General features: G+C 70.9%; 24 protein-coding genes. 11 read left to right on the top strand and 13 right to left on the bottom strand.

The window, feature by feature from the left end; all coding sequences use genetic code 11:
• Positions 1-78: 78 nt before the first annotated feature.
• Together GT007_RS09215 and GT007_RS09210 are read right to left on the bottom strand one after the other, a co-directional pair.
• Positions 79-489, bottom strand: a complete 411-nt coding sequence (locus GT007_RS09215; RefSeq protein ID WP_160121314.1) for a RidA family protein — start codon at positions 487-489, stop codon at positions 79-81.
• Complete coding sequence (locus GT007_RS09210; protein WP_160121313.1) at positions 489-1,958, bottom strand: 4-hydroxyphenylacetate 3-hydroxylase family protein; 1,470 nt, start codon at positions 1,956-1,958, stop codon at positions 489-491. The genes GT007_RS09215 and GT007_RS09210 overlap by 1 nt, the downstream gene beginning before the upstream one ends.
• A gap of 90 nt (positions 1,959-2,048) precedes the next feature.
• Here GT007_RS09210 and GT007_RS09205 point away from each other — a divergent pair, with 90 nt between their 5' ends.
• Together GT007_RS09205 and GT007_RS09200 are read left to right on the top strand one after the other, a co-directional pair.
• Positions 2,049-3,026, top strand: coding sequence for a LysR family transcriptional regulator (locus tag GT007_RS09205; protein WP_160121312.1), 978 nt, complete (start codon positions 2,049-2,051; stop codon positions 3,024-3,026).
• 56 nt (positions 3,027-3,082) lie between these two features.
• Positions 3,083-4,300, top strand: a complete 1,218-nt coding sequence (locus GT007_RS09200) for an ABC transporter substrate-binding protein (RefSeq protein WP_160121311.1) — start codon at positions 3,083-3,085, stop codon at positions 4,298-4,300.
• 4 nt (positions 4,301-4,304) lie between these two features.
• Here GT007_RS09200 and GT007_RS09195 read toward each other — a convergent pair whose 3' ends face one another.
• Positions 4,305-4,757: an Lrp/AsnC family transcriptional regulator gene (locus GT007_RS09195; protein ID WP_160121310.1), complete on the bottom strand. Its 453-nt coding sequence runs from the start codon at positions 4,755-4,757 to the stop codon at positions 4,305-4,307.
• A 135-nt stretch (positions 4,758-4,892) separates the two neighbouring features.
• On the opposite strand from GT007_RS09195, the gene alr reads away from it, so the two are divergent.
• Both alr and GT007_RS09185 read left to right on the top strand, forming a co-directional pair.
• Entirely contained in the window at positions 4,893-6,044 is a 1,152-nt protein-coding gene (alr, locus tag GT007_RS09190) for an alanine racemase (RefSeq protein WP_160121309.1), read from the top strand.
• Between the two features lie 6 nt (positions 6,045-6,050).
• Positions 6,051-7,313: a D-amino acid dehydrogenase gene (locus GT007_RS09185; RefSeq protein WP_160121308.1), complete on the top strand. Its 1,263-nt coding sequence runs from the start codon at positions 6,051-6,053 to the stop codon at positions 7,311-7,313.
• On the opposite strand, the gene GT007_RS09180 is transcribed toward GT007_RS09185, so the two are convergent.
• Positions 7,295-8,131 carry a LysR family transcriptional regulator gene (locus GT007_RS09180; RefSeq protein WP_160121307.1) on the bottom strand — a complete coding sequence of 279 codons (837 nt, stop codon included), beginning with the start codon at positions 8,129-8,131 and terminating at the stop codon, positions 7,295-7,297. The two genes, GT007_RS09185 and GT007_RS09180, sit on opposite strands and share 19 nt — an antisense overlap.
• A 78-nt stretch (positions 8,132-8,209) precedes the next feature.
• Between GT007_RS09180 and GT007_RS09175 the strand changes: the two genes are divergently transcribed.
• Positions 8,210-8,794, top strand: coding sequence for a cysteine hydrolase family protein (locus GT007_RS09175; protein WP_160121306.1), 585 nt, complete (start codon positions 8,210-8,212; stop codon positions 8,792-8,794).
• 281 nt (positions 8,795-9,075) lie between these two features.
• Here the strand turns inward: GT007_RS09175 and GT007_RS09170 are convergent, their stop codons facing one another.
• From GT007_RS09170 to tcuA, 4 genes are all read right to left on the bottom strand, one after another.
• Positions 9,076-10,299 carry a c-type cytochrome gene (locus GT007_RS09170; protein ID WP_160121305.1) on the bottom strand — a complete coding sequence of 408 codons (1,224 nt, stop codon included), beginning with the start codon at positions 10,297-10,299 and terminating at the stop codon, positions 9,076-9,078.
• Complete coding sequence (locus GT007_RS09165; protein WP_160121304.1) at positions 10,296-11,429, bottom strand: M20 family metallopeptidase; 1,134 nt, start codon at positions 11,427-11,429, stop codon at positions 10,296-10,298. The genes GT007_RS09170 and GT007_RS09165 overlap by 4 nt, the downstream gene beginning before the upstream one ends.
• Before the next feature lie 80 nt (positions 11,430-11,509).
• Entirely contained in the window at positions 11,510-12,607 is a 1,098-nt protein-coding gene (gene tcuB / locus GT007_RS09160) for a tricarballylate utilization 4Fe-4S protein TcuB (RefSeq protein ID WP_160121303.1), read from the bottom strand.
• Between the two features lie 10 nt (positions 12,608-12,617).
• Entirely contained in the window at positions 12,618-14,015 is a 1,398-nt protein-coding gene (gene tcuA / locus GT007_RS09155) for an FAD-dependent tricarballylate dehydrogenase TcuA (RefSeq protein ID WP_160121302.1), read from the bottom strand.
• A 53-nt stretch (positions 14,016-14,068) separates the two neighbouring features.
• Here tcuA and GT007_RS09150 point away from each other — a divergent pair, with 53 nt between their 5' ends.
• Complete coding sequence (locus tag GT007_RS09150) at positions 14,069-14,728, top strand: GntR family transcriptional regulator (protein ID WP_160121301.1); 660 nt, start codon at positions 14,069-14,071, stop codon at positions 14,726-14,728.
• On the opposite strand, the gene GT007_RS09145 is transcribed toward GT007_RS09150, so the two are convergent.
• The 5 genes from GT007_RS09145 to GT007_RS09125 form a co-directional block, all read right to left on the bottom strand.
• Positions 14,725-16,038 carry an MFS family transporter gene (locus GT007_RS09145; RefSeq protein ID WP_160121300.1) on the bottom strand — a complete coding sequence of 438 codons (1,314 nt, stop codon included), beginning with the start codon at positions 16,036-16,038 and terminating at the stop codon, positions 14,725-14,727. The two genes, GT007_RS09150 and GT007_RS09145, sit on opposite strands and share 4 nt — an antisense overlap.
• A 125-nt stretch (positions 16,039-16,163) precedes the next feature.
• Positions 16,164-16,940, bottom strand: a complete 777-nt coding sequence (locus GT007_RS09140; protein ID WP_160121299.1) for an ABC transporter permease subunit — start codon at positions 16,938-16,940, stop codon at positions 16,164-16,166.
• The gene (locus GT007_RS09135) at positions 16,937-17,767 is read right to left on the bottom strand and encodes an ABC transporter permease (RefSeq protein WP_160121298.1); all 831 of its coding nucleotides are present in this window, start codon (positions 17,765-17,767) and stop codon (positions 16,937-16,939) included. Before GT007_RS09135 ends, GT007_RS09140 begins: the two co-directional genes overlap by 4 nt.
• Positions 17,764-18,702 carry an ABC transporter ATP-binding protein gene (locus tag GT007_RS09130; RefSeq protein ID WP_160121297.1) on the bottom strand — a complete coding sequence of 313 codons (939 nt, stop codon included), beginning with the start codon at positions 18,700-18,702 and terminating at the stop codon, positions 17,764-17,766. The genes GT007_RS09135 and GT007_RS09130 overlap by 4 nt, the downstream gene beginning before the upstream one ends.
• A complete protein-coding gene (locus GT007_RS09125) occupies positions 18,699-19,787 on the bottom strand; it encodes an extracellular solute-binding protein (protein ID WP_160121296.1) in 1,089 nt (362 codons plus the stop codon). Before GT007_RS09125 ends, GT007_RS09130 begins: the two co-directional genes overlap by 4 nt.
• 227 nt (positions 19,788-20,014) lie before the next feature.
• Between GT007_RS09125 and GT007_RS09120 the strand changes: the two genes are divergently transcribed.
• The 5 genes from GT007_RS09120 to GT007_RS09100 form a co-directional block, all read left to right on the top strand.
• The gene (locus GT007_RS09120) at positions 20,015-20,677 is read left to right on the top strand and encodes a hypothetical protein (protein ID WP_160121295.1); all 663 of its coding nucleotides are present in this window, start codon (positions 20,015-20,017) and stop codon (positions 20,675-20,677) included.
• Between the two features lie 42 nt (positions 20,678-20,719).
• Positions 20,720-23,287 carry a glycosyl hydrolase family 28-related protein gene (locus GT007_RS09115; RefSeq protein ID WP_160121294.1) on the top strand — a complete coding sequence of 856 codons (2,568 nt, stop codon included), beginning with the start codon at positions 20,720-20,722 and terminating at the stop codon, positions 23,285-23,287.
• Positions 23,288-23,320: 33 nt separating this feature from the next.
• On the top strand, positions 23,321-23,635 hold the full coding sequence (locus tag GT007_RS09110; protein ID WP_160121293.1) for a hypothetical protein: 315 nt from the start codon (positions 23,321-23,323) through the stop codon (positions 23,633-23,635).
• A gap of 28 nt (positions 23,636-23,663) precedes the next feature.
• Entirely contained in the window at positions 23,664-24,038 is a 375-nt protein-coding gene (locus GT007_RS09105; RefSeq protein WP_160121292.1) for a phage tail fiber protein, read from the top strand.
• A gap of 190 nt (positions 24,039-24,228) precedes the next feature.
• Positions 24,229-24,710 (top strand): hypothetical protein (locus tag GT007_RS09100; RefSeq protein ID WP_408015538.1); only part of this gene is annotated, 482 nt, incomplete at its 3' end.

Here is a 24,710-nt window from a genome sequence, read left to right as displayed (position 1 = left end):
AAGTAAAATGACTTTCAGCCCCACTAAAAGTGCAAAATTGAGCCCGGTTGAAAATTCCCGCCGGACCCAAAGGCGCGTTCAGGCAGGGATCTCGGCGATGATGTCGATCTCCATCATGTATTCGGGCTTGGCCAACCCGTTCACGATGATGCCGGTGCTGACCGGGAACACGCCCTTCAGCCAGCGGCCGATGGTCTGGTACACCGGCTCGCGATAGGCGCGGTCGGTGATGTAGATCACGATCTTGACGATGTGCGACAGCTCCGACCCCGCCTCCTTCAGCAGGATCTCGGCGCAGCGCATGGCGTTGTCCGCCTGGGCCGCGGGGTCGCCCACCCCCACCAGATTGCCGTCCAGGTCCATCATGGTCTGGCCGCGCAGGTACACGGTGTTGCCCGCGCGCACGGCCATGCACACGTCGTTGTCGAGCTTCTGCTCGGGGTAGGCGTCCTTCGTGTTGAAGGCGCGGATGCGGGTATGCGTGGGCATCAGTTCCTGTCCTTGCTCTTGGCGGCCTCACCCAGGATGCGGTCCGACATGCCGGCGCTGCGGCGGACGAAATCCAGTGGGCCTGAAAAGTCGAAATTCTTGTAGACGGCATTCAGGTGGTTGAAGTGCGGCGCCTGCGCGAACTGCACGAAAGCGAGGCGGTGGCCCGCATAGTCGCTGTTCAGCAGGTCACGCGCGAAGGCGAGGAGCTTGCGCCGATCCTCCGCGCCCCATTCCTGGTTCAGCGTGTAGAACTTCTCCAGCCAATGCCCGGCGCCGCCCTGGAACTGCGCGAGTTCCGGCGTCACGCAGATCTGCCCGCCGATCAGCTCCCGCGCCGCGTGCATCATCGCCGGCAGCTGGCTGCAGGCCAGCACGCGCCCGGCATAGAGAATGGACTGGTTGGGCATCAGCAGCCCGGCCGGCGAGGTCTCGGCCAGCGCGATGGAGGCCGTCAGGTGCGCGCGGATGCCCTCCCGGTACACGGCCAGGTCCGCCAGCTTCTCCTGCACCGATTGCAGCTTCTCCAGGCCCGTCTGCCTGGCGTTCCACATGGCCGCGCCGATCATCATGTCGGCCACGTAGAGAATGCGCAGCACATAGGGAAAGGCGCTGTAGCGGTGCAGGGTCGCGCGCACCTGCTGCGCGGCCCGGGTGTGGCGGTAGAAGAACACGTCCTCCCACGGGATCAGCACATCGTCGAACACCACCAGCGCCTCCACCTCATCGAAGCGGGAGGCGAGCGGGATGTCCTGGGCGGGCGCGCGGTTGGCATAGGGCATGCGGCAGATGTGGCGCACGCCGGGCGCCCCCATCTTCACGATGCAGCCGACCGCGTGCGGGCTCTCGGCCTCGCTGGTCCAGGCGCCGACGGTGGGCTTCAGATAGGCCTGGTCGGCATAGGCCGCCGCCGTTTCGAACTTCGCGCCGCGGATGATGATGCCGGCGTCGGTCTCCTTCACCACGCGGATCATCATGTCCGGGTCGCGCTCGGCCGGCGACAGGGACCGGTCGCCCTTGGGGTCCGTGTTGGCGGAGACATGGAAGGGATCGAGCTCCACCACCCGGCGGATATGGGCATCGATGTTGTCGGCGAAGCGCGGGTCGATCTCGGCCAGGATGTCGCGGCCATCCTGCAGGGACCACATCTCGCCCACCGTCTCGTCGCCCAGCCGCGTGGCCACGCCGCCGATGTCGTTCAGCAGCAGGTCCACGGCATGCCATTTGCGCTGCCAGTCCTCCTTCGTGCGGGGGGGCTGCTGGAACACGCTGTGGCGGGCACCGCCTTCCTCATAGGTCAGGGCATCCTGGAACTTCGCCTCATGCGCCATGTCGTACATGCGCGCCTTCACGTCGATGATGGGCTTGAAGGCGGGGTGGGTGGTCACGTCCTTCACGCGCTCGCCCTCGACCCAGACCTCACGGCCGTCGCGGATGCCTGCGCGGTAGTCTTCGCCGGTGCGGATCATCGTTACGCTCCTGATACTGGCGCGCAGGATTGCAGGGGCACTTCATATCGGGGAAATATTGTTTTCCGGGCTTTTGCATAGGAATCACCGATGCAGATCGGAAACCTCTCCCTGCGGGCACTGCGCTACCTGGTCGCGGTTGCGGAAGCGCAATCCCTGACCGCCGCCGCCCGCCGGCTCAACGTCTCCCAGCCCTCCCTGTCGGAGGCGGTGGCGGGGCTGGAGCGCGAGATGGGCATCGCCCTGTTCCTGCGCCGCCACGCCCGCGGCGTGACCCTGACCCCCGCCGGCACCCGCGTGGTGGCCGAGGCCCGGCTGCTGCTGCGCCACGCCGAGGACTTCATGCATTCCGCCACCGCGCTGGGCGAGGAACTGGCCGGCGAGGTCTCCATGGGCTGCTTCCTGACCATCGCGCCGCGCTACCTGCCCTCCATCCTGGCCGGCTTCGGGCGGGGGGCGCCGCGCGTGTCCATCCGCGTGGAGGAAGGCGACCACGACCAGGTGCTGGCGGCGCTGGAGGCCGGGCGCACCGAAATCGCCCTGACCTATGATTTCGGCCTGCCGGAGGGGCTGGTCGTCACCCCCGTGGCGATGCTGGCCCCCGTGGTGGTGCTGCCGCTGCACCACCGCCTAGCGCGGCGCGGCAGCCTGGGCCTGGAGGAGCTGATCGAGGAACCCTATCTGCTGCTCGACCTGCCGCATTCGCGCGACTACTTCCAGGGCCTGTTCCGCGCCTGCGGGCTGACGCCGCGCATCGCCTTCCGCAGCCGCAGCCAGGAATTGCTGCGCGGCCTGGTGGGCAACGGGCTGGGCTGGACCATCCAGAACGTGCAGCCCGAAACCCCCTACGCCATCGACGGCAGCCGCATCACCGGCGTGCCGCTGGACCGGCGGCTGGAACCGACCCGGCTGGTGCTGGCGGCGGCCCCAGGCCCCGCCAGCCGGCCGGCGGTGCGGGCCCTGGCGCGCTTCGTGCGCGCGGCGTTCGGGGATGGGGGGATCTTTGATCCTCGGAGGTCGCCGGCAGGGGGCAACGCCCCTGGCCACGCCTCAGCAAACCCGCAATGATACCCTTTCCAGGAACGCGCCCCGATCAAGAGGGCCGTCGAGGAGAGGAAACGCCCATGCTCCCCATTCGCCGCCGCCTGCTGACAGGCGGCCTGGCCGCCGCCGCTTTGTCGTCGCGCGCCTCCGCCCAAGCCTCGGACAATGTCGTGAAGATCGGCGTGATGGACGACATGTCCGGCCCCTTCGCCGACCAGCAGGGCATGGGCGATGTGGTCGGCGCGCGCATGGCCATCGAGGATTTCGGCGGCCGCGTGCTGGGCGCGCCGATCGAGCTGGTCTTCGGCGACATGCAGAACCGCCCCGATGTGGGGCTCGGCATGGCGCGCCGCTGGTATGACCAGGAGAAGGTGGACGCCATCTTCGGCATCGGCAATTCGGCCGTGGCCCTCGCCGTGCAGCAGCTGACGCGCGAGAAGAACAAGATCAATGTCTCGATCGCCGCCGGCACCACCGACCTGACCGGGCGCGGCTGCACGCCGAACGGGTTGCACTGGACCTACGACAACTACGCGCTGGCGCGCGGCACCGTCTCCGCCATGATCGCGGAGGGGCGGCGGAAGTGGTACTTCATCACCTCCGACTACGCCTTCGGCCATTCGCTGGAGGCCAATGGCGCGGCGGTGGTGCGCGCGCTGGGCGGCGAGGTGGTGGGCACCAGCCGCGCCCCGCTGAACGAGGCCGATTTCTCCGCCCATCTGCTGCGCGCCGCATCCTCGGGCGCGAATGCCGTGGGGCTGGCGGTGGCGGGGACGGACCTGATCAACGCGGTGAAGCAGATGGGCGAATTCGGCCTGCTGCGCCGGGGCATCCAGCCCGCGGCCCTGCTGTGCCTGCTGACCAACATCAAGGCGATCGGCCTGGACACCGCCCAGGGGCTGGTCTTCACCGAAGCCTATTACTGGGACCAGAACGACCAGACCCGCGCCTTCGCCACCCGGTTCCAGCGCATCCATGGCAAGCCGCCCACGATGTTCCAGGCCAGCATCTGGGGCGCCGTGACGCATTACCTGAACGCGATCCGCGATGCCGGCACCGATGCGGCCGAACCCGTGATGGCGAAGATGCGGGCCACCCCCATCAATGACTTCATGACCCGCAACGGCCGCATCCGGGAGGATGGGCGGATCATCCGCGACATGTACCTGATGCGGGCGAAACGGCCGGACCAGTCGCGCGGGGAATGGGACCTGCTGGAGGTGGTGAAGACCATCCCCGGCGACGAGGCCTTCCGCCCGGCGGCCGAGAGCGAATGCCCGGCGCTGCGGCCGGGGTGAAGGTCTAGCCTTCCATCGGCTGGATCACCGCCCGGATGGTGAAGCTGGACTGGATGCGCGCGACACCCGGCAGGGCCGACAGCACGTCGCGGTGCACGCGCTCGTATTCCGTCATGTCCGCCACCACCAGGCGCAGCTGGTAATCCGCCACCCCGGTCATCAGGTAGCATTCGCGGATCTCGGGGCAGCGGCGGGCCGCCTTCTCGAAGCGGCCCAGGCAATCGTCGGTCTGGCGCTCCAGGGAGATCTGCACGAACACCACGATGCCCTGCCGGGCACGCCGGGCATCGAGGATGGCGGTATAGCCGCGGATCACCCCCCGGCTTTCCAGCGCCCGCACCCGGCGCAGGCAGGCGGAGGGCGACAGCCCCACCGCCGCCGCCAGGTCGGCGTTGCTCATGCGGCCATCGGCGCGCAGATGGCCGAGGATTCGCTCGTCGATGCTGTCCAGTTCCATGGCTGGTGAAACCTGCGAATATGGGTGCGGAAAATTGCACAAACCCACCCCATTCGCAAGAATCTGCGAAACTTCGCCGCGACATTGTGCGCCCCAGCCGGTAGCCTTTTGCCGCACCGCAGAACCGAGCCGCCCATGCCCGACAGCACCGCGCCCTACCCTTCCTCCGCCCTTCCGGATGCCGCGGAGATGCGCGCGGGCGCCGTGCTCTCCATCGATCTGGGCGCGATCCAGGCCAATTGGCGGCTGTTGCAGGCCCGGCTGGGCAGCGCCGCCTGCGCCGCCGTGCTCAAGGCCGATGCCTATGGGCTGGGTGCCGCGCAGGTGGCCCCGGCCCTGGCCGCCGCCGGCTGCGAGAACTTCTTCGTGGCGCATCTGCATGAGGGCATCGCCCTGCGCGCCCATGTGCCGGCCGGCGCGCGCATCCATGTGCTGCACGGCTGCTTCGCGGGCACCGAGGCCGAATGCGCGGCCCATGACCTGATCCCGGTGCTGAACAGCCCGGGCCAGCTCGCGGCCTGGGCCGCGCTGGGGGTGGCGCGCGGCCGCCGCCTGCCGGCGCTAATCCAGATCGACACCGGCATGGCCCGCTTCGGCTTCACCGAGGCCGACCTCAAGGCCGCCATCGCCGATGGCCGGGCGCTGGCCGCCATCGACCCGCGCGGCGTCATGTCCCACCTGGCCTGCGCGGATGAGCCGGGGCACCCCGCCAACGCCGCCCAGCGCGCGCGCTTCGATGCGCTGCGCGCCCTGCTGCCGCCGCTGCCCGCCAGCCTCTCGGCCTCCTCCGGCATCTTCCTGGGGCCGGATTTCCATTACCAGATGGCCCGGCCGGGGGCCGCGCTGTATGGCGTGAACCCCTCCCCCGGCGAGATGAACCCGATGCGCCCGGTGGTGCGGCTGGATGCGCGCGTGATCCAGCTGCGCGACGTGCCGGCCGGCACCCCGGTGGGCTATGGCCACACCGCGCGCACCGCGGGGCCCGCGCGGCTGGCCACCATCGCGGTGGGCTATGCCGACGGCTATCCGCGCGCCGGCAGCAACACCGGGGCCGCCTGGTTCGCGGGCGTGCCGTTGCCCGTGCTCGGCCGGGTGTCGATGGACAGCATCATCCTCGATGCCTCCGCCCTGCCGGAGGGCGCGCTGCATGAAGGCGCCCTCGTCACCCTGATCGGGCCGCAGCGCGACATCGACGCCGTGGGCGCCGATTGCGGCACCATCGGCTACGAAATCCTGACCAGCCTCGGCCGGCGTTACCACCGGCGCTACATCGCAGCGGAAGCCTGAACCCTCATGAAGATCCTCATCCTCGGCAGCGGCGTGGTGGGCACCACCACCGCCTGGTATCTCTCCCGCGCGGGGCATGAGGTGGAGGTGCTGGACCGCCAGCCGGGCGCGGGGCTGGAAACCAGCTTCGCCAATGCGGGCCAGGTCTCGCCCGGCTATTCCGCCCCCTGGGCGGGCCCGGGCGTGCCCTTCAAGGCGCTGAAATGGCTGATGATGCGCCACCGCCCCTTCGTGATCTGGCCGAACCCCGAGGGGCGGCTGGCCTGGTGGCTGGCGCGCATGCTGTCCAATTGCACCGAGGCCGCCTATCGCATCAACAAATCCCGCATGGTGCGCGTGGCCGAATACTCCCGCGACATGCTGAAGGAGCTGCGCGCCGAGACCGGCATCGCCTATGACCACCGTGAGGGCGGCACGCTGCAGCTGTTCCGCACCCAGCAGCAGCTGGACCATGTGGGCGACGACACGGCGGTGCTCGATGCCTATGGCGTGCCGTTCGAGGTGCTGGACAATGCGGGCTGCATCGCCTCCGAACCCGCGCTGGCGCGGGTGAAGGAGAAGTTCGTGGGCGGGCTGCGCCTGCCGGGCGACGAAACCGGCGACGCGCATATCTTCACCCAGCGGCTGGCCGCCCTGTGCGCCGAGCGCGGGGTGAAGTTCCGCTACGGCGTGAACATCCAGGCCCTGGAGACGGAAGCGGGCGCCATGACCGGCGTGCGCACCGACCAGGGCGTGCTGACGGCCGACCGTTATGTGCTGGCCCTTGGCAGCTATTCGCCCGCGCTGGTGCGCCCGCTGGGCATCACCCTGCCGGTCTATCCGGTGAAGGGCTATTCCATCACCGTGCCGATCACCAACCCGGACGCGGCGCCGGTCTCCACCGTGATGGACGAGACCTACAAGGTCGCCATCACCCGGCTCGGCGACCGCATCCGCGTGGGCGGCACGGCGGAGCTGGCCGGCTTCAGCCACACGCTGCGCCGCCCCCGGCGGGAGACGCTGGAATATTCCGTGCGCGACCTGTTCCCCGATGGCGGTGACATCGCGGCCGCCAGCTTCTGGACCGGGCTGCGCCCGATGACGCCGGACGGCACGCCGATCGTGGGCGACACGCCGATCAAAAACCTGTTCACCAACACCGGCCACGGCACGCTGGGCTGGACCATGGCCTGCGGCTCCGGCCGGCTGCTGGCCGATATCATCGACGGCAAGACGCCGGGCATCGACAGCGCCGACCTGTCTGTGGAGCGCTACGTGGCCGCGGCGTAGGCCGCCTCCACCCACTCCGCGACGCGCGCCACGCTGGGCACCCGGGCACGGTCCGGGTGCAGCAGCAGATAGAGCGGGCGTTCCCCCCTGACGCCCATGGCGCGGAAGCGCGGGTCCTTCGCTGCCATCATCTCGGGCAGCATCACCCCTGCCCCGCTGGCCAGCGCGGCCTCGGCCAGCACATCCAGCCGGTCGCAGGCGAGCGCCACCCTGGCACCCGGGCAGGCGGCATCCAGCGCCAGCATCTCCGGCAGATGGGCCAGCCCCTCCGTATAGCGCACCACCGGGCCGTCCCCGGGCGCGCCCACTGGGCGATACAGGCCGAAGGGCAGCGTGCCGAGCCGCCTGATCCGTGCCTCCGCTTCCGCCCGGTCGCCCAGGCGCAGGGCGATATCCGCCTCCCGCCGGGCGAAGCTCAGCGGCTGGTCGTCGGCTACCATCTCCAGCGTGATGCCGGGGTGCGCGGCGGCCAGCCGGCCCAGCGCCGGGGCCAGGATGCGCGCCAGCACGAAACCCACGCTGGTCAGCCGCACATGGCCGCGCAGTTCCGATTGCGCGCGGCGCAGCGCGGCCATGGCCATGGCCGCTTCCTCCGACATGGCGCGCAGCCGGCCCAGCACGCCCTCCAGCGCCGGGGCGGGGGCCAGGCGATGGCCCGAGCGCTCCAGCAGGGCGATGCCGCAGCGGCGTTCCAGCGCGGCCAGGCGGCGGGCGACCGTGGTCTGGTCCACCCCCAGGCTGCGGGCGGCGGCACTCAGGCTGCCGCCGCGCAGGATGTGGTCCAGCAGCTCCAGATCGGCCCAGCTTTCTGCGTTCATGCAGGATACCCTCCAAAAATCGCCGATTCTGCGGCGAATTCGCAGAGCATAGGATGCGCCTCAACACAGGAGCACCCCATGCCAGCCTTCACCCTGTTCGAACTCGCCGGCCGAATCCCCACCCCGCCGCCCCTGGCCGAGGCGAGCCTGATCCTGATCGACTACCAGAACGAATATCTGGAAGGCCCGCTGGCCCTGACCGGCGCGGCGCAGGCGGTGGAACGCGCCAAGACCCTGCTGGCCGCCGCCCGCGCCGCCGGGGCGCGCATCGTCCATGTGGCGCACAAAGGCGGGCCGGGCGGGCCCTTCGACCGCGCGGCGCATCGCGGCGCCTTCATCGCCGGGCTGGAACCCGCCCCCGGCGAGGCGGTGGTGGAAAAGCCGCGCCCCAACGCCTTCTCCGGCACGCCGCTGGCGGAGCTGCTGGAGGCGGAACCCGCGAAGCTGATCGTGCTGGGGTTCATGACGCACAATTGCGTCTCCTCCACCGTGCGCGCGGCGCTGGACCTGGGGCACGGCATCACCGTGGCGGGCGACGCTTGCGCCACGCGCGACCTGCCGCTGGCGGGCGGCGTGGTAAAGGCGGAGGACCTGCACCGGGCGGAGCTGGCAGCGCTGGCGGACCGGCACGCCTGCGTGGTGGATGTGGCTGGGATTGTGTGAGGGAAGCCCGAGGGAAGCGAACGGGGGCGTCGCCCCCGTGAACCCCCACCAGGGGGCGCCGCCCCCTGGACCCCCGCCAGGACCGTGCTCGGTCCTGGACCTAGAGCAGTTTGGCGCCAAGCCTTGGAAACGCACTTCCTATTGATTTTTAATATAAAATTGGTGCCCCACCTGCCAGGATGAAACGCCAAACTCCTGGGTTCCAAGGGCCTTTCGGCCTTTGGCGGGGAGCCGAGGGGCAGAGCCCCTCGGTGGGGGCTCCGGGGGCAAAGCCCCCGCCTTCAGCGCGTCGCCTCACGCAGAAAGCGCAGCAGCGCGGCCATCTCGGCCGGGTCGTTCAGCCGCTGCACCGGCATGCGGGTGCCGGGCGTGAACACGTCCGGGCCCTGGGTGAACAGTTCGGCCACCGTCGCCTCGTTCCAGGTGATGTCCCCCTGCGCCAGGCGCTCGGAGTAGGCATAGCCGGGCACGCTGCCCATGCGCCGGCCGAACAGCCCCCGCAGATGCGGGCCCGCCATCGGCGGCGCGTCGGCCCGCAGCGCGTGGCACGCCTGGCAGGCGCGCCACACCCGCGCGCCCTCCGGGTCCAGCCCCGGGGGCAAGGGCGCGGCGGCGGGGGTTTCCGAAACGGGGCGGCCGGTCAGCGGGTTCCAGCGCCGCAGCACGGCATCGGCGCCCCCGGTCCACAAAGTGCCATCCGGGGCGAAGCCCAGCGACCAGACCGGCAGGCCCGGCCCCTCCAGCACGCGCAGCAGGCGGCCGGGGGCCCATTCCCATAGCGCCACGTCGCCGCCCACGCCGCTGGCCGCCAGCAGGCCGGCCCGCACGGCCAAGGCCACGATGGGGCGCTGGCCGATCGCGAGTTCGCGCGTGCCGCCGGGTTCCAGCAGGCGCACCACGCCATCGGCGCCGCCCGCGGCCACGCCCTCCGGCAGAGCGGCCAGCGCGGTCACCGGCAGGCCGAATTCGGCCAGCACCTCGCCCGAGGGCCACAGGCGCAGCGTGCCATCCTGCCCGCCGCTGACCAGGCCGCGCGGGCCGAAGACCAACGCGGAAACCGGCCCCTGATGGCCGCGCAGCACATCGGCATCGCCCGGGGCGCGCCAGATCCGCACCGTGCCGTCGAACCCGCCCGAGGCGATCACCACCCCGGCGCTGGCCAGGGCCGTCACGGGGCCTTCATGCCCCTCCAGCACCGCATCGGGCGCCGGCGCGCCGATGGGGGGCCACAGGGCGATGCGGCCGTCCTCTCCGGCGCTGGCGAAACCGGCGCCGGGGATGGCCAGCATCGCCTCCACCGCGCCCCGGTGCCAGCGCGCGGCCAGGCGCGCCGTGCCATCCGGCGCCCAGAAGATCACGGCCTGGTCCAGCCCGCCGCTGGCCGCACCCAGCGGCCCCACCGCCAGCGCCCGCACCGGCCCGCCATGGCCCAAGGGTTGGGATGGGGGCTGGGCCCAGCTGGGGGACGCCAGCAGCAGCGCCGCGAGGACGGCGCGCCGGATCACAGCGTGCGCAGCAGGTCCGCCAGCGTCTTGCCGCGCTGGGAGAGCTCCTTCCACCGGATATGCTCCTCCGGCGCATGCGCGCCATGGCCGGAACAGCCCAGCCCATCCAGCGTCGGGATGCCCATCGCGGCGGTGAAATTGCCGTCCGAGCCGCCGCCGCGATACTGCTTCGGCAGGTCATAGCCGTGCCTGGCGGCGATGGCCTTCGCCGCCTCGTACACGCGCAGGCCCTCGGGGCTCTCGGCCATGGGCGGGCGGTTCATCTGGCCGGTCACCGTCACCACGATGCCGTCCTCCTCATAGGCGAGGTCCTTGATCTTCTGGGCGAAGATCGCGCCGTCCTCGGGGGCGGCCACGCGCAGGTCCACATGGCAGCCGGCCTCCGGCGCCACCACATTGGCGCGCGTGCCGCCCCAGATCGGCGCCACATTGGTGGTCACGCCGCGTTCCAGGTCGGTCATGGCGTGCACCTGCAGGATCAGCTTGGCCAGCGCCACGGTGGCGCTGCGGCCCTCGGTCCAGTTGCCGCCGGCATGGGCGCTGCGGCCCTGCACCTTGATGGTGAAGCGGCCGGTGCCCTTGCGCGCGGTCACGGCGCAGCCATTGGGCCCGCCGGCGGGCTCGGGGATCAGCACGGCGGCGGCATGGGCGGCCTCGGCCTCGATGGGCGCGCGGCTGGTGGGGCTGCCCACCTCCTCATCCGGGGTCAGCAGCAGGGTGATGGGGCGGTTGGTCGGGATCTTCTGCGTCAGGATGGCGCGCACGGCGTTGAAGGCCAGGAAGCTGCCGGCCTTCATGTCGTAGATGCCGGGGCCATAGGCGCGGTCGCCCTCGACGCGGAAGGGCATGTCGGTGGCTAGGTGGCCGATGTCCCACACCGTGTCCACATGGCCCGAGACCACCACCGGCGCATTGCCGCTGCCGGTGTTGGTGCGCGCGATCAGCGTGTCGCCGAAGCCGTCGCGGCCGGGGATGCGCTCGATGGTGGCGCCCGCGGCGCGCAGCCCGGCCTCGGCCTTGTCCAGCAGGCGGTTCACCGCGGCGGCGTCCGTGCTGGGGGTCTCCATCTCGACCCAGCCGCGCAGTTCCTCCAGCAATTCCTCGCTGGTGCCGATGGCGATGTCCGTCATGCTCGATGCCTCTCAATGCGTTGAGGGCATTCTACGCCGGGCGAAGGGTGTGATCGAGGGGGCGGCGCCCCCTCGCCTTGCTACCCTTTCCGCTTCTCCGCCGCGTGCCGCAGCAGGGCCAGCCCGCGATACACCCCATGCACCATCTTGCTGTAGGGCATGACGAGGAAGAAGCTGAACACCAGCCCCAGATGCAGCGCCAGCAGCGGCCCCATCGCCCCGGTATGCCGCAGGCCCAGCAGCAGCAGGCCGGTGGCGGCGATCAGGAACAGCAGGCCGAGCATGGCGAACTCGCCCCCCAGCAGCTTCTTCGCCACCGGCACCGGGTCGGTGATGATCTTCAGCCGCGTCAGGCCGATGCTGCCGATGCACATGAACACCCCGCCCCAGAAGCCCAGCTGCACCGGCAAGCTGAGGAAGGCGTGCGGCGAGCGCCAGCCGAGGAAGTAGTGATAGATGGTGCCCACGCAGGTGGCCGCGAAGCACAGCATGAAGCCGCCGAACAGCGCCTGGTGGAACCAGCGCTTTTGCATCGAGAAGCTGTCATCCTCGTCATTGCAGCCATGGCCGCCACCGCCGAGGTTGCGCATCGTGGCGATGTCATGCGCCGCCACCGCCGCGGCATAGGGGCCAGGCGCCGAGGCCCCCGCCCCGGTGCCGCGCCAGTAGCGGATACCGCCCATGGTCATGGCCAGGATCGCCCAGCCGAAGGTGCCGAAGCCCAGCGTGATCATCAGCCCGTGCGGCACCACGCGGAAGAAGGCACCGGCCCCGCGCTGCGCCGTGGTCAGCACGGCGGGATCGACCAGCAGCACCGACAGCAGCAGCGCCAGCGTGGCGCCGATCACGGCCGCCGCCGTCACCAGCGTGCCGTTCTTCTGGAAGAACTGGCCCGCGCCCTCGGGCCAGGCATAGGCGGCATAGCTTTCCTGCCGCACCTCGGCGAAGGTCGCGGGGATGTTCACGCCGAAGGCATGCGGCGGCGCGTATTGGCAGGCGTGGTAGCAGCCCTTGCAGCCATGGCAGAGGTTGGCCAGGTGCGTGATGTCGCCCAGCGAGAAATCGCGGCGCATCGACATGGCCGGGAACACCGCGCAATAGCTCTCGCAATAGCGGCAGGCGTTGCAGATGGCCATCTGCCGCCGGGCATCGGCGGTGGCTTCGGTCTCGACGTTCATCGGATGGCCCTCAATTGAGCACGGCTTTGGCGGCTTCCTCGCCGGCGAGGCGGCCGAAGCTGGTGCCGATCGCCATGCCGAAGCCGGCCAGGTAGCCCTGGCCCAGGATATTGCCGGACATGATCTCGCCGCAGGCCAGCAGGTTGCTGGCCAGCGTGCCGTCGGCCATCACCACCCGCGCGCGGTCGTTCACCTTCACCGACAGGAAGGTGAAGGTGATGCCCGGGCGCAGCGGATGCGCGTGGAAGGGCGGCGTGTCGATCAGCCGTGCCCAGTGGGATTTCGGCGGCGTCAGCCCCTCGGTGGAGCAATCGTCCAGCTTCTGGCCGTTGAAGGTGCCGGGGCGCACGGCGGCGTTGTAGTCGGCCACCACCCGGATCAGCTTCTCCGCATCCAGCCCCAGCTCCCGCGCCAGCTCGCCGATGGTATTGGCGCGGATGGGCGGGAACACGCTGGGCAGGTAGTCGTTGATCGCCTTTACGTCCGAAATGGCGAAGGCGCGCTGGTTGGGCTGCTGCGCGATCAGCCGGCCCCAGATGGCATAGCGCTTGGGCCAGGTATCCTCGCCCTCATCGTAGAAGCGCTCGACATTCTCGTTCACCACGACGGAGAACGGCACGCAGTCCAGCCGCATGGCCAGGCCGCCATCCTCCATGGGGGCGCGGGCGTCGTTGGCGACGGCGTGGAACTGGGTGGGGTCGCCCACCTCCTGCACGCCCTGCGCCAGCAGGTCCTTCAGCACCTTGCCCTGGGCATAGGGGGTGCCGCGGATCTGGAAATTGTCGGCGGCGTCGCCCCAGTACTGGCGCAGCCATTCCCGGTTGGCCTGGAACCCGCCCGAGGCCGCGATCACCGCCTTGAACCGCACCCGCTGCGGGAAGCCCTTGTGGTTCACGATCGCCTCGGTGGCGTGGCCGCCTTCCATGGCGATGTGCTGCACCTCCGCGTCATAGAGCAGCTCGATGCCCAGCGCCTCGGCCGTGCGGTACAGCGCGTTCACCAGCGCCTTGCCGCCGCCCAGGAAGAAGGCGTTGGTGCGGCTGAGCGACAGCGTGCCCGACAGGCTGGGCTGGAACACCACGCCGCAGCTCTTCAGGAAATCGGGCGCGTGCTGGCTGGCGCGGATGCAGGTGCGGGCCAGGTGCTCATCCGTGCGGCCCTTGGTCACGCGCAGCAGGTCGTCCCAGTACTCGTCCTCCAGATAGGATTCCGTCAGCACATCGGTGGGGGCCGGATGCAGGGATCGCACATTGCGGGTGTGGCGGGAATTGCCGCCGCGCATGTGCTTGGGCGCGTGCTCCGCCACGATCACGGAGGCACCGGCGCGGCGGGCGGTGATGGCGGCGCAGAGCGCGGCATTGCCGCCGCCCACCACCAGCACATCCCAGAGTTTGTCGAAGTCGGGCATGGGGCTTTTGTATCCACTTGTATCCAGCCCTGTCCAGATGCGAAAAGGCGCCCATGAGCTCCGATCTCGCCGAACAGACCTACACGCTGCTGCGCGCGGCCCTCGCCAGCGGCAGCCTCAGCCCCGGGCTGCGCCTGACGGAGACCGAGCTGGCCGGGCGGTTCGGCGTCTCCCGCACGCCGATCCGCCGCGCCATCGCGCGGCTGGAGGCCGAGGGGCTGCTGAACCGCGAGGGCGGCGCCCTGGCCGTGACCCGGCCCGACCATTCGGGCGTGGTCGAACTGTATGTGATGCGCGAGATCCTGGAAGGTGCCGCCGCGCGCCTGGCCGCCCAGCACGCCAGCGTGACGGAGCTGGCGGCGATGGAGGAGGTGGTGGCGGACGAACCCGCGGCCTTCAGCGACGCACCCCGCCTGGCCGCCATCAACCAGCGCCTGCATGGGCTGATGTATCTGGCCGCGCACAACCGCTATCTGCTGAAATCGCTGGAGCAGCTGGGCGCCACCATGGCGCTGCTGCCATCACTGCTCACCCAGGGCGGGCGGGCGGAGCAGGCCCATGCGGAGCATCAGGCGCTGGTGGCCGCCCTGGCCCGGCGGGACCAGGCTGCGGCCGAAGAAGCGGCCCGGGCCCATGCCAGGGCGGCGTTGCGCCACCGCCTGGCCTGGCTGATCGGGCAAGGGGGGCTGCCGGTGGCAGCCCCAGGGGGTTAGCGGGGGTCGTGTTCCATGTGGCCCAGCTTGCGGGGGTCATGCATGGCGACCACCGAGACCAGCGCCACCGCCGCCATGACGGCGATGTACCAGTAGAACCAGCCCTCATGCCCCTCGGCCTTGAAGCGCAGGCCGACATAGTTGGCGCTGCCGCCGAACACCGCATTGGCGATGGCGTAGCACAGGCCCACGCCCAGGGCGCGCACCTCGGCGGGGAACAGCTCCGCCTTCACCACGCCGCTGATGGAGGTGTAGAGGCTGACCACGGCGAGGGCCACGAGCACGAGGCCCAGCGTCAGCGCCGGGCTGCCGCCGCTGCCGGCGATGGCGGTCAGCAGCGGGATGGTGCCCACCGTGCCCAGCACGCCGAAGATGATCAGCTGCAGGCGCCGCCCGATGCGGTCGGACAGGGCGCCGAAGGCCGGCTGCATGCACATGTACAGGAAGAGCGCCGCCGTCATCAGCAGGCTGGCGCTGCTGGCCGGGTAGCCCACCGTGTTGACCAGATAGGTCTGCATGTAGGTGGTGAAGACGTAGAAGCACAGGCTGCCGCCGGCCGTCAGGCCCAGCGTGACCAGCACCGCGCGCGGGTGCTGCAGCAGCGCGCGGATGGAGCCGGCATCCTTCTTCGCCAGGTCAGCCTTGCTGCTCGTCTCATGCAGGTTGCGGCGCAGGAACAGCGCCACCAGCGCGGCCAGCGCCCCGATGAAGAAGGGAATGCGCCAGGCCCAGTTGCGCAGCGCCTGCTCGCCCACCGTCTGTTCCAGCGCCACCACCACCAGCACCGCCAGCAGCTGCCCGCCGATCAGCGTGACGTACTGGAAGGAGGAGAAGAAGCCGCGATGGCGGGAGGTGGCGACTTCGCTCATGTAGGTGGCGGAGGTGCCGTACTCGCCGCCCACCGACACGCCCTGGAACATGCGCGCCAGCAGCAGCAGCACGGGGGCCGCGACGCCGATCTGGTCGTAGCCCGGCAGGATCGCGATCACGAGCGAGCCGCCGCACATCATCAGCACCGACAGCATCATGGAGAAGCGCCGGCCCTTGCGGTCCGCCAGCATGCCGAACAGCCAGCCGCCGACCGGGCGCACCAGGAAGCCCACGGCGAACACGCCGGCGGCGCTCAGCTGCTGCACGGTGGGGTTGTCGCGGGGGAAGAACACATGCGCGAAGTACAGGGAAAAGAAGGCGTAGGCGTAGAAATCATACCACTCGACGAGATTGCCGGAGGATCCGGCCACGATGGCCATCACGCGTTTTCGGGTGTCGTGCTCGGGTGCGGGGGCCTCTTGGCCGGCCATCGTGCTCATCGGGATTCTCCGGAACGATTATGGCAGGGATAGTGACATTTCAGGAGGCAATGGAGGCCCTGGCTTGATGACAGTACAGCCCTGCAACGCGGATGCATCTCAAGGGATGCAAACCGGATGGACGATCACCGCGACCGGCCTTTCCACCACCAGAACACGGCGCCGAGCGGCAGCGCCACCGCCAGCAGCAGGGCGGCCAGGGCATTGGCCTCCGGCGTCGGGCCCATGCGCAGCTGGCTGAACAGCAGCACCGGCAGGGTGGTGGCCCCCGGCCCCCCGGTGAAGCTGGCCAGCACCACGTCATCCAATGACAGCAACGCCGCGAGCCCCCAGCCGGCGGCCAGCGAGGGCAGCATCAGCGGCAGGGTGATAGTGCGGAACAGGGTGAAGGGCCCGGCGCCGAGATCGGCCGCCGCTTCCTCCAGCACCCGGCCCAGCGCCGCCAGCCGCGCCTGCACCAGCACCGCGACATAGGCCGCCCCCAGGCTGGCATGGGCCAGCAGCACCGTCCCCGCCCCCCGGCCGCGCGGCCAACCGGTCAGGTGTTCCAGCACCACGAACAGCAGCAGCAGGGACAGGCCGCTCACCACCTCCGGCAGCACCAGGGGCGCGGCGGCGAGCGCGCCGAACAGCGGCCGCCCGGTGAAGCGCCCCTGCCGGGCCAGCACCCAGCCCAGCGCGCCGCCGGCCAGCACCGCCAGCGTGGCCGCCCCCGCCGCGATCAGCAGCGACAGGCCCGCGGCCTCCAGCAGGCGCGCATTGCCCGCCAGGGCGTGGAACCAGCGCAGGGAAAACCCGCCCCACAGGAAGGGCTGCCGCGCATCGGAAAACGCGAAGCCCGCCAGCAGCACCACCGGTGCCCACAGGAACAGCAGCGCCAGGACTAGCACGAACCGCGTCACCGCTGCGCCCTTTGCCACAGCAGCATCGGCCCCAGCAGCACCCCCAATAGCGCGACGGAAGCCGCCGCCGCCAGCGGCCAATCGCGGGAGGAAAAGAACTCCTGCCAGATGGCGCGGCCGGCCAGCAGCGCCTCGGGCGGGCCCAGCAATTCGGGGATGACGAATTCCCCCGCCGCCGGGATGAACACCAGCAGGAAGCCCGCCAGCCCCGCCCGCGCCGTCACCGGCAGCGTCACGGTGCGGAAGATGGTGAGGCGCGAGGCCCCCAGATCGGCCGCCGCGTCCTCCAGCGCCCTGTCGCGCGCGGCCAGCGCCGCCAGGATGGGCAGCAAGGCGAAGGGCAGATAGCCATGCACCATCCCCGCCAGCATCGCGCCGTCGGAATACAGCATGGGCAAGGGCGCCTCGATCAGCCCCGCCGCCAGCAGGGCCTGGTTCAGCACCCCGCTGTCGCGCAGCAGCCCCACCCAGCCCGCCATGCGCAGCACGAACCCCACGCAGAAGGGCAGCAGCGCCAGCCCCAGCACCGCCCCCCGCCAACGCGGCGCCAGCCGCAACAGCCCGAGCGCCATGGGATAGGACAGCACCACGCAGCACCCCGCCGAGATCCCGGCCAGCCACAGCGACCGCCACAGCGCGCCCAGGAAATGCCCATCCTCGGTCAGCACGGACCAGGCCTCCGCCTCGCCCAGCCCCTCGCCCGACAGCAGCGGGATGTGATAGGGCGGCACGCCATCCGCCGGCACGCCCAGCGACATCGCACCCACCACCAGCAGCGGTGCGGCCACCAGCAGGCCCAGCCACAGCGCGGCCGCGGCACGGATCATGCCAGCGGCACCAGCGCCGAGGCCGGCCAGCCCAGTGCCACGGCATCGCCCTCGGCCGGGACCTCCCCCTGGGCCGGGACGCTGACGCGCAGGCGCCGGCCATCGGCCGCTTCGCATTCCAGCATCCAGGCCTCGCCCCGGAACTGCCGCGTCAGCACCCGGGCCGGAATGTCGCCACCCAGCTGGATCTGTTCCGGGCGCAGGGCGAAGCTGGCGCCCGCTTCCTCCAGGATATTCGCGGCGCCGAGGAATTCCGCGACGAAGCGCGTGGCCGGGCGCGCATGCACCGCATCCGGCGGGCCGATCTGCACCACACGCCCGCCCTCCAGCAGGGCGATGCGGTCGGACAGGGCCAGCGCCTCCGCCTGGTCATGGGTGACCATGACGAAGCTGGTGCCGGTCTCGCGCTGCAGGCGCCGCAGCTCGGCACCCGTGGCCGCGCGCAGCCCGGCATCGAGCGCCGCCAGCGGCTCATCCAGCAGCAGCAGCGGCGGCTTGCGGGCCAGGGCGCGGGCCAGGGCCACGCGCTGCTGCTGCCCGCCCGAAAGCTGCGCCGGCCGCCGCGCGCCGAAGCCCGCCAGCCCCACCAGCGCCAGCCATTCCTCCACCCGCGCCGCGCTGTATTGGCCCGCGCGGCGCAGGCCATAGGCCACATTCTCATGCACGCTCAGATGCGGAAACAGCGCATAGGACTGGAACATCATGGCGCAGGGCCGCGCCTGGGGCGGCAGGCCCGCCATGTCCCGCCCCTCGATCAGGATGCGCCCGGCATCCGGCGCCTCGAACCCCGCCACCAGCCGCAGCAGGGTGGATTTGCCCGAACCCGAGCGCCCGAGCAGCGAGACGAACTCCCCCCGCCCCACCTCCAGGCTCACCCCCTCCAGCGCAGGCACATCGCCGAAGCGTTTGGCCAGCGCCTCGACCTTGAGGCTCAACGCCCGGCCTTGAAGCGCGACCACATGCGGGAACGCGCGCGCTCGGCCGCCGGCGGCGGCGTGCCGGGCACGAAGGCGTTGGCGAGTGCCGCCGCATCGGGGTGGATGTTGGGGTCGTTCGCCACCTCCGGCCGCAGCAGCGCCCGCGCGGCGGGCACGGCGGAGGGGTAGCGCACCTGGTTGGTGATGCCCGCCATCACATCGGGCCGCAGCAGGAAGTTGATGAAGGCATGCGCGGCATCCGGGTTCGGCGCGTCGGCCGGGATGGCCAGCATATCGAACCACAGATGCGCCCCCTCGCGGGGCGCGGCATAGGTGATCTCGACACCCCGGTTCGCCTCCCGCGCGCGCGCCGCCGCCTGGATCACGTCGCCGGAATAGGTGAGCGCCAGGCAGATCTCCCCGCTCGCCAGCGCGTCCACGATGGCGGCGGAACCCGGGATGCTGCGCAGATGCGGGCGGATGGCGCGCAGCGCGGCCTCGGCGGCGGCGAGGTCCGCGGCATCCGCGCTGTTCGGGTCCCGCCCCAGGAAGCGCAGCACGGAGGGGATGACGTCGATCGCGCTGTCCATCACCGCGATACCGCAACGGGCGAGGCGGCGCGCGTTCTCGGGGTTCAGCAGCAGCGCCAGGCTGTCCAGCGGCGCATCGGGCGCCAGCGCCCGGATGCGGTCCGGCCGCATGCCGAGCCCCACCGTGCCCCACAGATAGATCGCCCCATGCCGGTTGCCCGCATCCACCCCGGCCACGCGCGCCATCAGCGCGGGGTCGAGGTTCGCCAGGTTCGGGATCCGCGCGGGGTCCAGCGGCAGCAGCGCCCCCGCGCGCACCAGCCGCGCGAAGCTGGGCTCGCTGGTCGGCACGATGATGTCGAAGCCGGAGCGCCCGGCCGACAGCCGCGCCTCCAGCGTCTCCAGGCTGTCGTACACGTCGTAGCGCACGCGGATGCCGGTCTCCCGCTGGAAGCGGTCGATCGCGTAGGGGTCGATGTAGTCGGCCCAGTTGAAGACGTTGAGCACGGGCTGCGCGGCGGCGGGGCCGGCCAGCACGGCACAGGTGAGCAGCAGGAGAATCAGGCGGCGCATCCCCGATTTCTCGCACCCCCTGCCCCGCGCAGAAAGCCCCGAAATGGCGCGGCTTTTTTTCTTGACTTGTTTCGGATTATATTGCTAATCACTCCTCGCCAACGGGTGAGGTGCGTCCATACGCCACCTCCCTTCCCCCCCTTCTCCCATCACGAGATCCGCCACGCCGCCCGGCTCACCCCGGGCGGCGTTTTTGCGCGTGCCCCTCCCGTCCCAGGAGTTCCGCCATGCCCTTCCTCGCCTCCGGCCTCACGCCGCTGATCCAGACCAGCAGCTTCTCCCTGTGGCACTACCGCACGGACGATATCCGCACGGATGTCACGGCCGCCGGCTATTTCAACCCGGTCGCGGCCCAGCTGAAGCCCGGCGACTTGATGATCCTGCAGACGATCGACGCCATGGCGCTGCTGCCGCTGCGCCCGGGCCCGGCCACCGGCCCGGGTGTGACGCTGGATGGCGCCGTCTCGCCCCTCGCGCTGCTGCGCAGCGCCGCGCAGAGCTTCCCGGTGGTGCAGGCGGTGGGCGCCGTGGTCAGGACGATTGTCCTGGCCCCGCTCGCGGCCGGCTTCATCACCGGCGGCTCCATCCCCGTCTCCGCCCAGGTGCAAGGGCCGATCAGCCAGGTGGTGGTCTCGGTGCGCGACGCCAGCAACCAGATCCTGCCCACGCCGCAGCTGGTCACCGTCTCGGGCGGCTTCGCCACCGCGGCCGTGCCGGTGCCCCCCGTCGGCTCCGGCTATCGCATCCGGGTGGAGGACGCGCAGGACCCGGCCATCGCCGCCGTCTCCCGCAGCTTTTCCGTCACGCCGCCGCTGAACGCCCTCCAGCAGGAGAACGGCGCGGTGATCGTGATGGAGAACGGCTACGCCCTGCTGCGCGACTTCAGCTGAGCCCCAGCCTCCCGCTCCTTCCTCTCGCAGACGGAACCCCTCATGTCCGATCTTCGTATCAGCCAGCTGCCAGCGCTCACCGCGCTGGCGGACAGCGACGTCACGGCCATCTCCCAGCTCACCGGCTCTCCCGCCACCCGCAAGGCGACCTTCGCCCAGCTGCGCAGCGCCATCCATGATGGCCGCAGCGTGCATGTGCGTGACTTCGGCGCGGTGGGCAACGGCATCACCGACGATGCGCCGGCCATCCAGGCGGCCATCAACTCGCTGGCCGGCAATGGCGGCGGCGTGGTGATCCTGGCGCCCAAGACCTATCGCCTGGCCAGCGCCATCACCATCAGCAACGCCACCGTGCACATCCGCGGCGGCGGCTTCACCGAGGGCGGCGGCCCCGGCGACGGCACCTGGCTGAAGGTGGACAGCACGGGCTTCACCCCCATCACCTTCACCGGCAATGCCCGCGGGTCCAAGGTGTCGGACCTGGCGGTGACGCAGAGCCATAGCGCCACCTTCAACGCCAGCTGGGCGCCCACGAACTACGACTGGTTCTTCCGGATCGTGGATTGCCTGGGCGGGGTGGATTTCGACAACATCCTGCTGGCGGCGGTGAACAAGGGTTTCTACTGCTACAACTCCGGCCGCACGGATTTCCGGCGCATCCGGGGCCAGGTCTTCACCTGCGGCATCGAGATGGACCAGGCCCTCGATGTGCCGCGCTACCACAACATCCATTTCTGGCCGTTCTGGTCCTCGGACACCAACGTGCTGCGCTGGCAGCAGGACAATGGCGACGCCATGGTCTTCAAGCGCGTGGACGGCCCCTTCATCGACCAGGCTTTCGGCTTCGGCTACCGCTCGCTGTTCCGCTTCACGGCGGGGGCCACCGGCTACACCACGAAATTCTACATCGGCCAGGCCTATGCCGACTTCATCCGCTACGGGATCCTGATCGACACGGCGGGCGTGGATGGGCTGGTGTCCAACTTCACCTCCCAGAGCGAGCGCTGGAACGCCTCGGGCGCGCCGTGCACCGATTCCGCCGGCCTGCTGATCAGCGCGCAGAACTGCAAGGTGCAGGTCGGCAACATGCGCGTGGACACGGTGGAGGACAGCGCCATCCGCCTCGGCGCCTTCAACAACCGCGTCGATGTCTTCGCCCTGCGCTGCGTGAACTACAACACGCGCAACAACGGCTCGGCCGCCATCAACGTGGCCAACGCGGCCTCGGGCGGGGTGAACCGGGTGCATCTGGGCACGCCGCCGGTGCTGGAAGGCACCTATGCCGGCATCCTGCAGAACGGTGGCACCAACGGCGTGGTGCAGATGCGCGCGCCGGCCGGGGCCGGCACGGCGCCGGGCCTGGCGGTAGGCCAGGACAACACCGGCCTGTCGGCCCCCACCGGCACCTCCCTCGCGCTGACGGCCAATGGGGCGGAGGTGGCGCGCGTCGCGCAGTCCGGCACCGTCACGCTGGGGGGCGCCAGCCCCAACCATGCGCTGGAGGTGACGACCCCCGCCGGCACGGTCAACCGGATCAACGTCACCGGCAATGTCACCGGCTCCCCGCCCTATCTGCTGGCCGACGGCAGCGACAGCAATGTCAGCATGGTGATGCAGAGCAAGGGCAGCGGCATCATCTCCCTGCAGACGGGCGGCGGCGCCCAGGCCCAGGTCCTCAGCCAGCCGAGCGCCGTGAACGTGCTGCAGTTCGTGGGCGGTGCCACGGGTTCGCCCGGCCGGGTCGGCTGGCAGGCCGCGGGGTCCGACGCGAACATCAGCGCGGTGGCGGGCCAGCCCAAGGGCACCGGCGCGCTGCTGGCGCAGTTCCCCGACAACGCCGTCACGGGCGGCAACGCGCGCGGCGCCAACGCGGTGGATCTGCAGACGAGCCGCGGTGCCGCCACGCAGGTGGCCAGCGGTGGGAACAGCGGGGTGCTTTCCGGCGGAAGCAACTCCGCCACCAACGGCTACACGGTCGTTGGCGGCGGCATTTCCAATATCGCCCAGGGCAATCGCAGCGCGGTGCTGGGCGGTGAAGGCAATGCGGCGAATAACAGCTACGGCGTGGTGTTGGGTGGCCAATCCAATATCGCGAACGGAGTGGCTGCCTGGGTTCTCGGCGGGCTGCAAGCCAACACGCGGGGCCATTACGGCCGCGGCGCCTGGGCGAGCGGTCAGATCGCGGCATCCGGCGATGCCCAGGCCGGCGAATACGTGCTGCGCCGCCAGACCACCGACGCGACGGTCACGCGGCTGACGGCCGACGCGACCCCCGCCGGCACGGCCAACACCCTCAACCTGCCGGATTTCGCTGCCTATTCGGGGCGCCTGACCGTGATCGCCAAGGCCACCGGCGGCACGGCCGCCGCGAAGTGGCTGGTGGACCTGTCGGCCGTGCGCGGTTCGGGCGCCGCTTCCGTCGCGGTGTTCGAAGGCGCTGGCGCCAGCATCGCACCCACCGCCAGCAACGGCACCGGCAGCGCCTGGCGCCTGACCATCACGGCCGACACCACCAATGGCGGCATCGCCATCAGCGGCACCGGCGCGGCCGGCACCACCATCAACTGGGTGGCCCGCTACGCCGATGTCGAGGTCGTGACCGCCAGCTGATCCCTTCCCCCACTGTTTCCAAGGAGACCCCCCATGGCCCTTTCCTGCCCCATCGAGGTCGAAGGCACCGGCGCCTCCGCCACCTATTGGCGCCTGACCCATGTCCAGGCCGATTTCCCGGCCTGCGTCGTCGAGGCCCAGCTGCACGGCTATCTGGACCAGGCCGCGCGCCAGGCCGGCAAGAACCCGCTGGCGCGCTTCAACTTCCGCTTCGCCACCGCGGGCCTGATGGCGGATGGCGAGCTGAGCATCCCGGCCATCTACGGCGCCGTGCGCGCCGCCCCCTCCGGCCAGGATGCGCAGGGCGAGCCCCTGCCCTCCCGCTTCGCCGCCGCCACCGACATCTGATCCCCCTTCCCCCGAAAGGAACCCCCGCATGTCCACGCTTTCCGATTTCGCGAAGAACCTGGTCGGCCGTTCGCTCTGCGGCCGCGCCCCCGCGCTGCCCACGGCGGTGTATTGCGCCATGGGCACCGGCGGCACGGACGCCACCGGCATCACCGGCGAGCCCTCGGGCAATGGCTATGCCCGCCAGCGCGTCACCTTCACCGGCACCGGCGTGCAGTCGAATGCCGAGGCGGTGCGCTTCACCTTCACGGGCGCGGTCGGCACGCTGACGCATATCGGCCTGTTCGATGCCGCGGCCGGCGGCAACCCGCTGACCTGGGGCGCGCTGTCGGCCGCCACCTCCGTCACCGGGGCGGGCACCGTCACGGTGAACCCGGGCAACCTGACCATCACGGCGGGCTAAGCCAGGGCGGGGGGCGGTGGCCATGCCGGCCATCGCCCCCGATTCGCCGCATCGCGCGCGGCTTCAGGGCACGCGGGCGGCGCCCGGAACCGGCCCCGCGCCTGAAGCTGAACGCTTTGAAACAGGCTGGCGGCTTGCGGGAAGCGCCCCGGCGGCCCATCCATGGGCCAATGCTGGCTTTCCGCACCGCATGACGAGGCAGGCGCGCCAGACGCCAGCCGCCCCCAGCCTGTTGCCGCGCTTCGGCGCGCGCGGACGTGCGCGTCCGCGCCTGGAGCCCCAGCCCCCCAGCTGGCCCGCGCCCGACCATGCGCGAATCCCCCGCCGCCCGGGGCGCGACACACTGCCCTGGTGGTTCCTGGCCTCGCTGCTGACCCATTCGGCGGTGGTGGCGGTGCTGCTGCTGGACCTGCACCGGCCCGAATCCTCCTCCAACCTGCCTTCGCCCGCGATCGAGATGGTGTTCGAGAGCGGCGAGCCCACGCCCCAGGCCGCCGGCGCGCCCGAGGGCGACGTGCCCGACGTGACCGAACCGCCGGCCCCTGCCGAATCGCCGCGCCCCGCGCCCCCGCTGCCGGAGGCCCCGCCGACACCCCCCGCCCCGCCCCAGCTGGCCGAGGCGCAGCCCCAGCCCGAACCGCCGCCGCCGCTGCCGCAACCGCCGCAGCCTCC

It is taken from the genome of Rhodovarius lipocyclicus (assembly GCF_009900765.1).
Taxonomy (GTDB): domain Bacteria; phylum Pseudomonadota; class Alphaproteobacteria; order Acetobacterales; family Acetobacteraceae; genus Rhodovarius; species Rhodovarius lipocyclicus.
The sequence above is the reverse complement of the archived record's forward strand: the minus strand, read 5'-3'. Positions and strand labels throughout refer to the sequence as shown.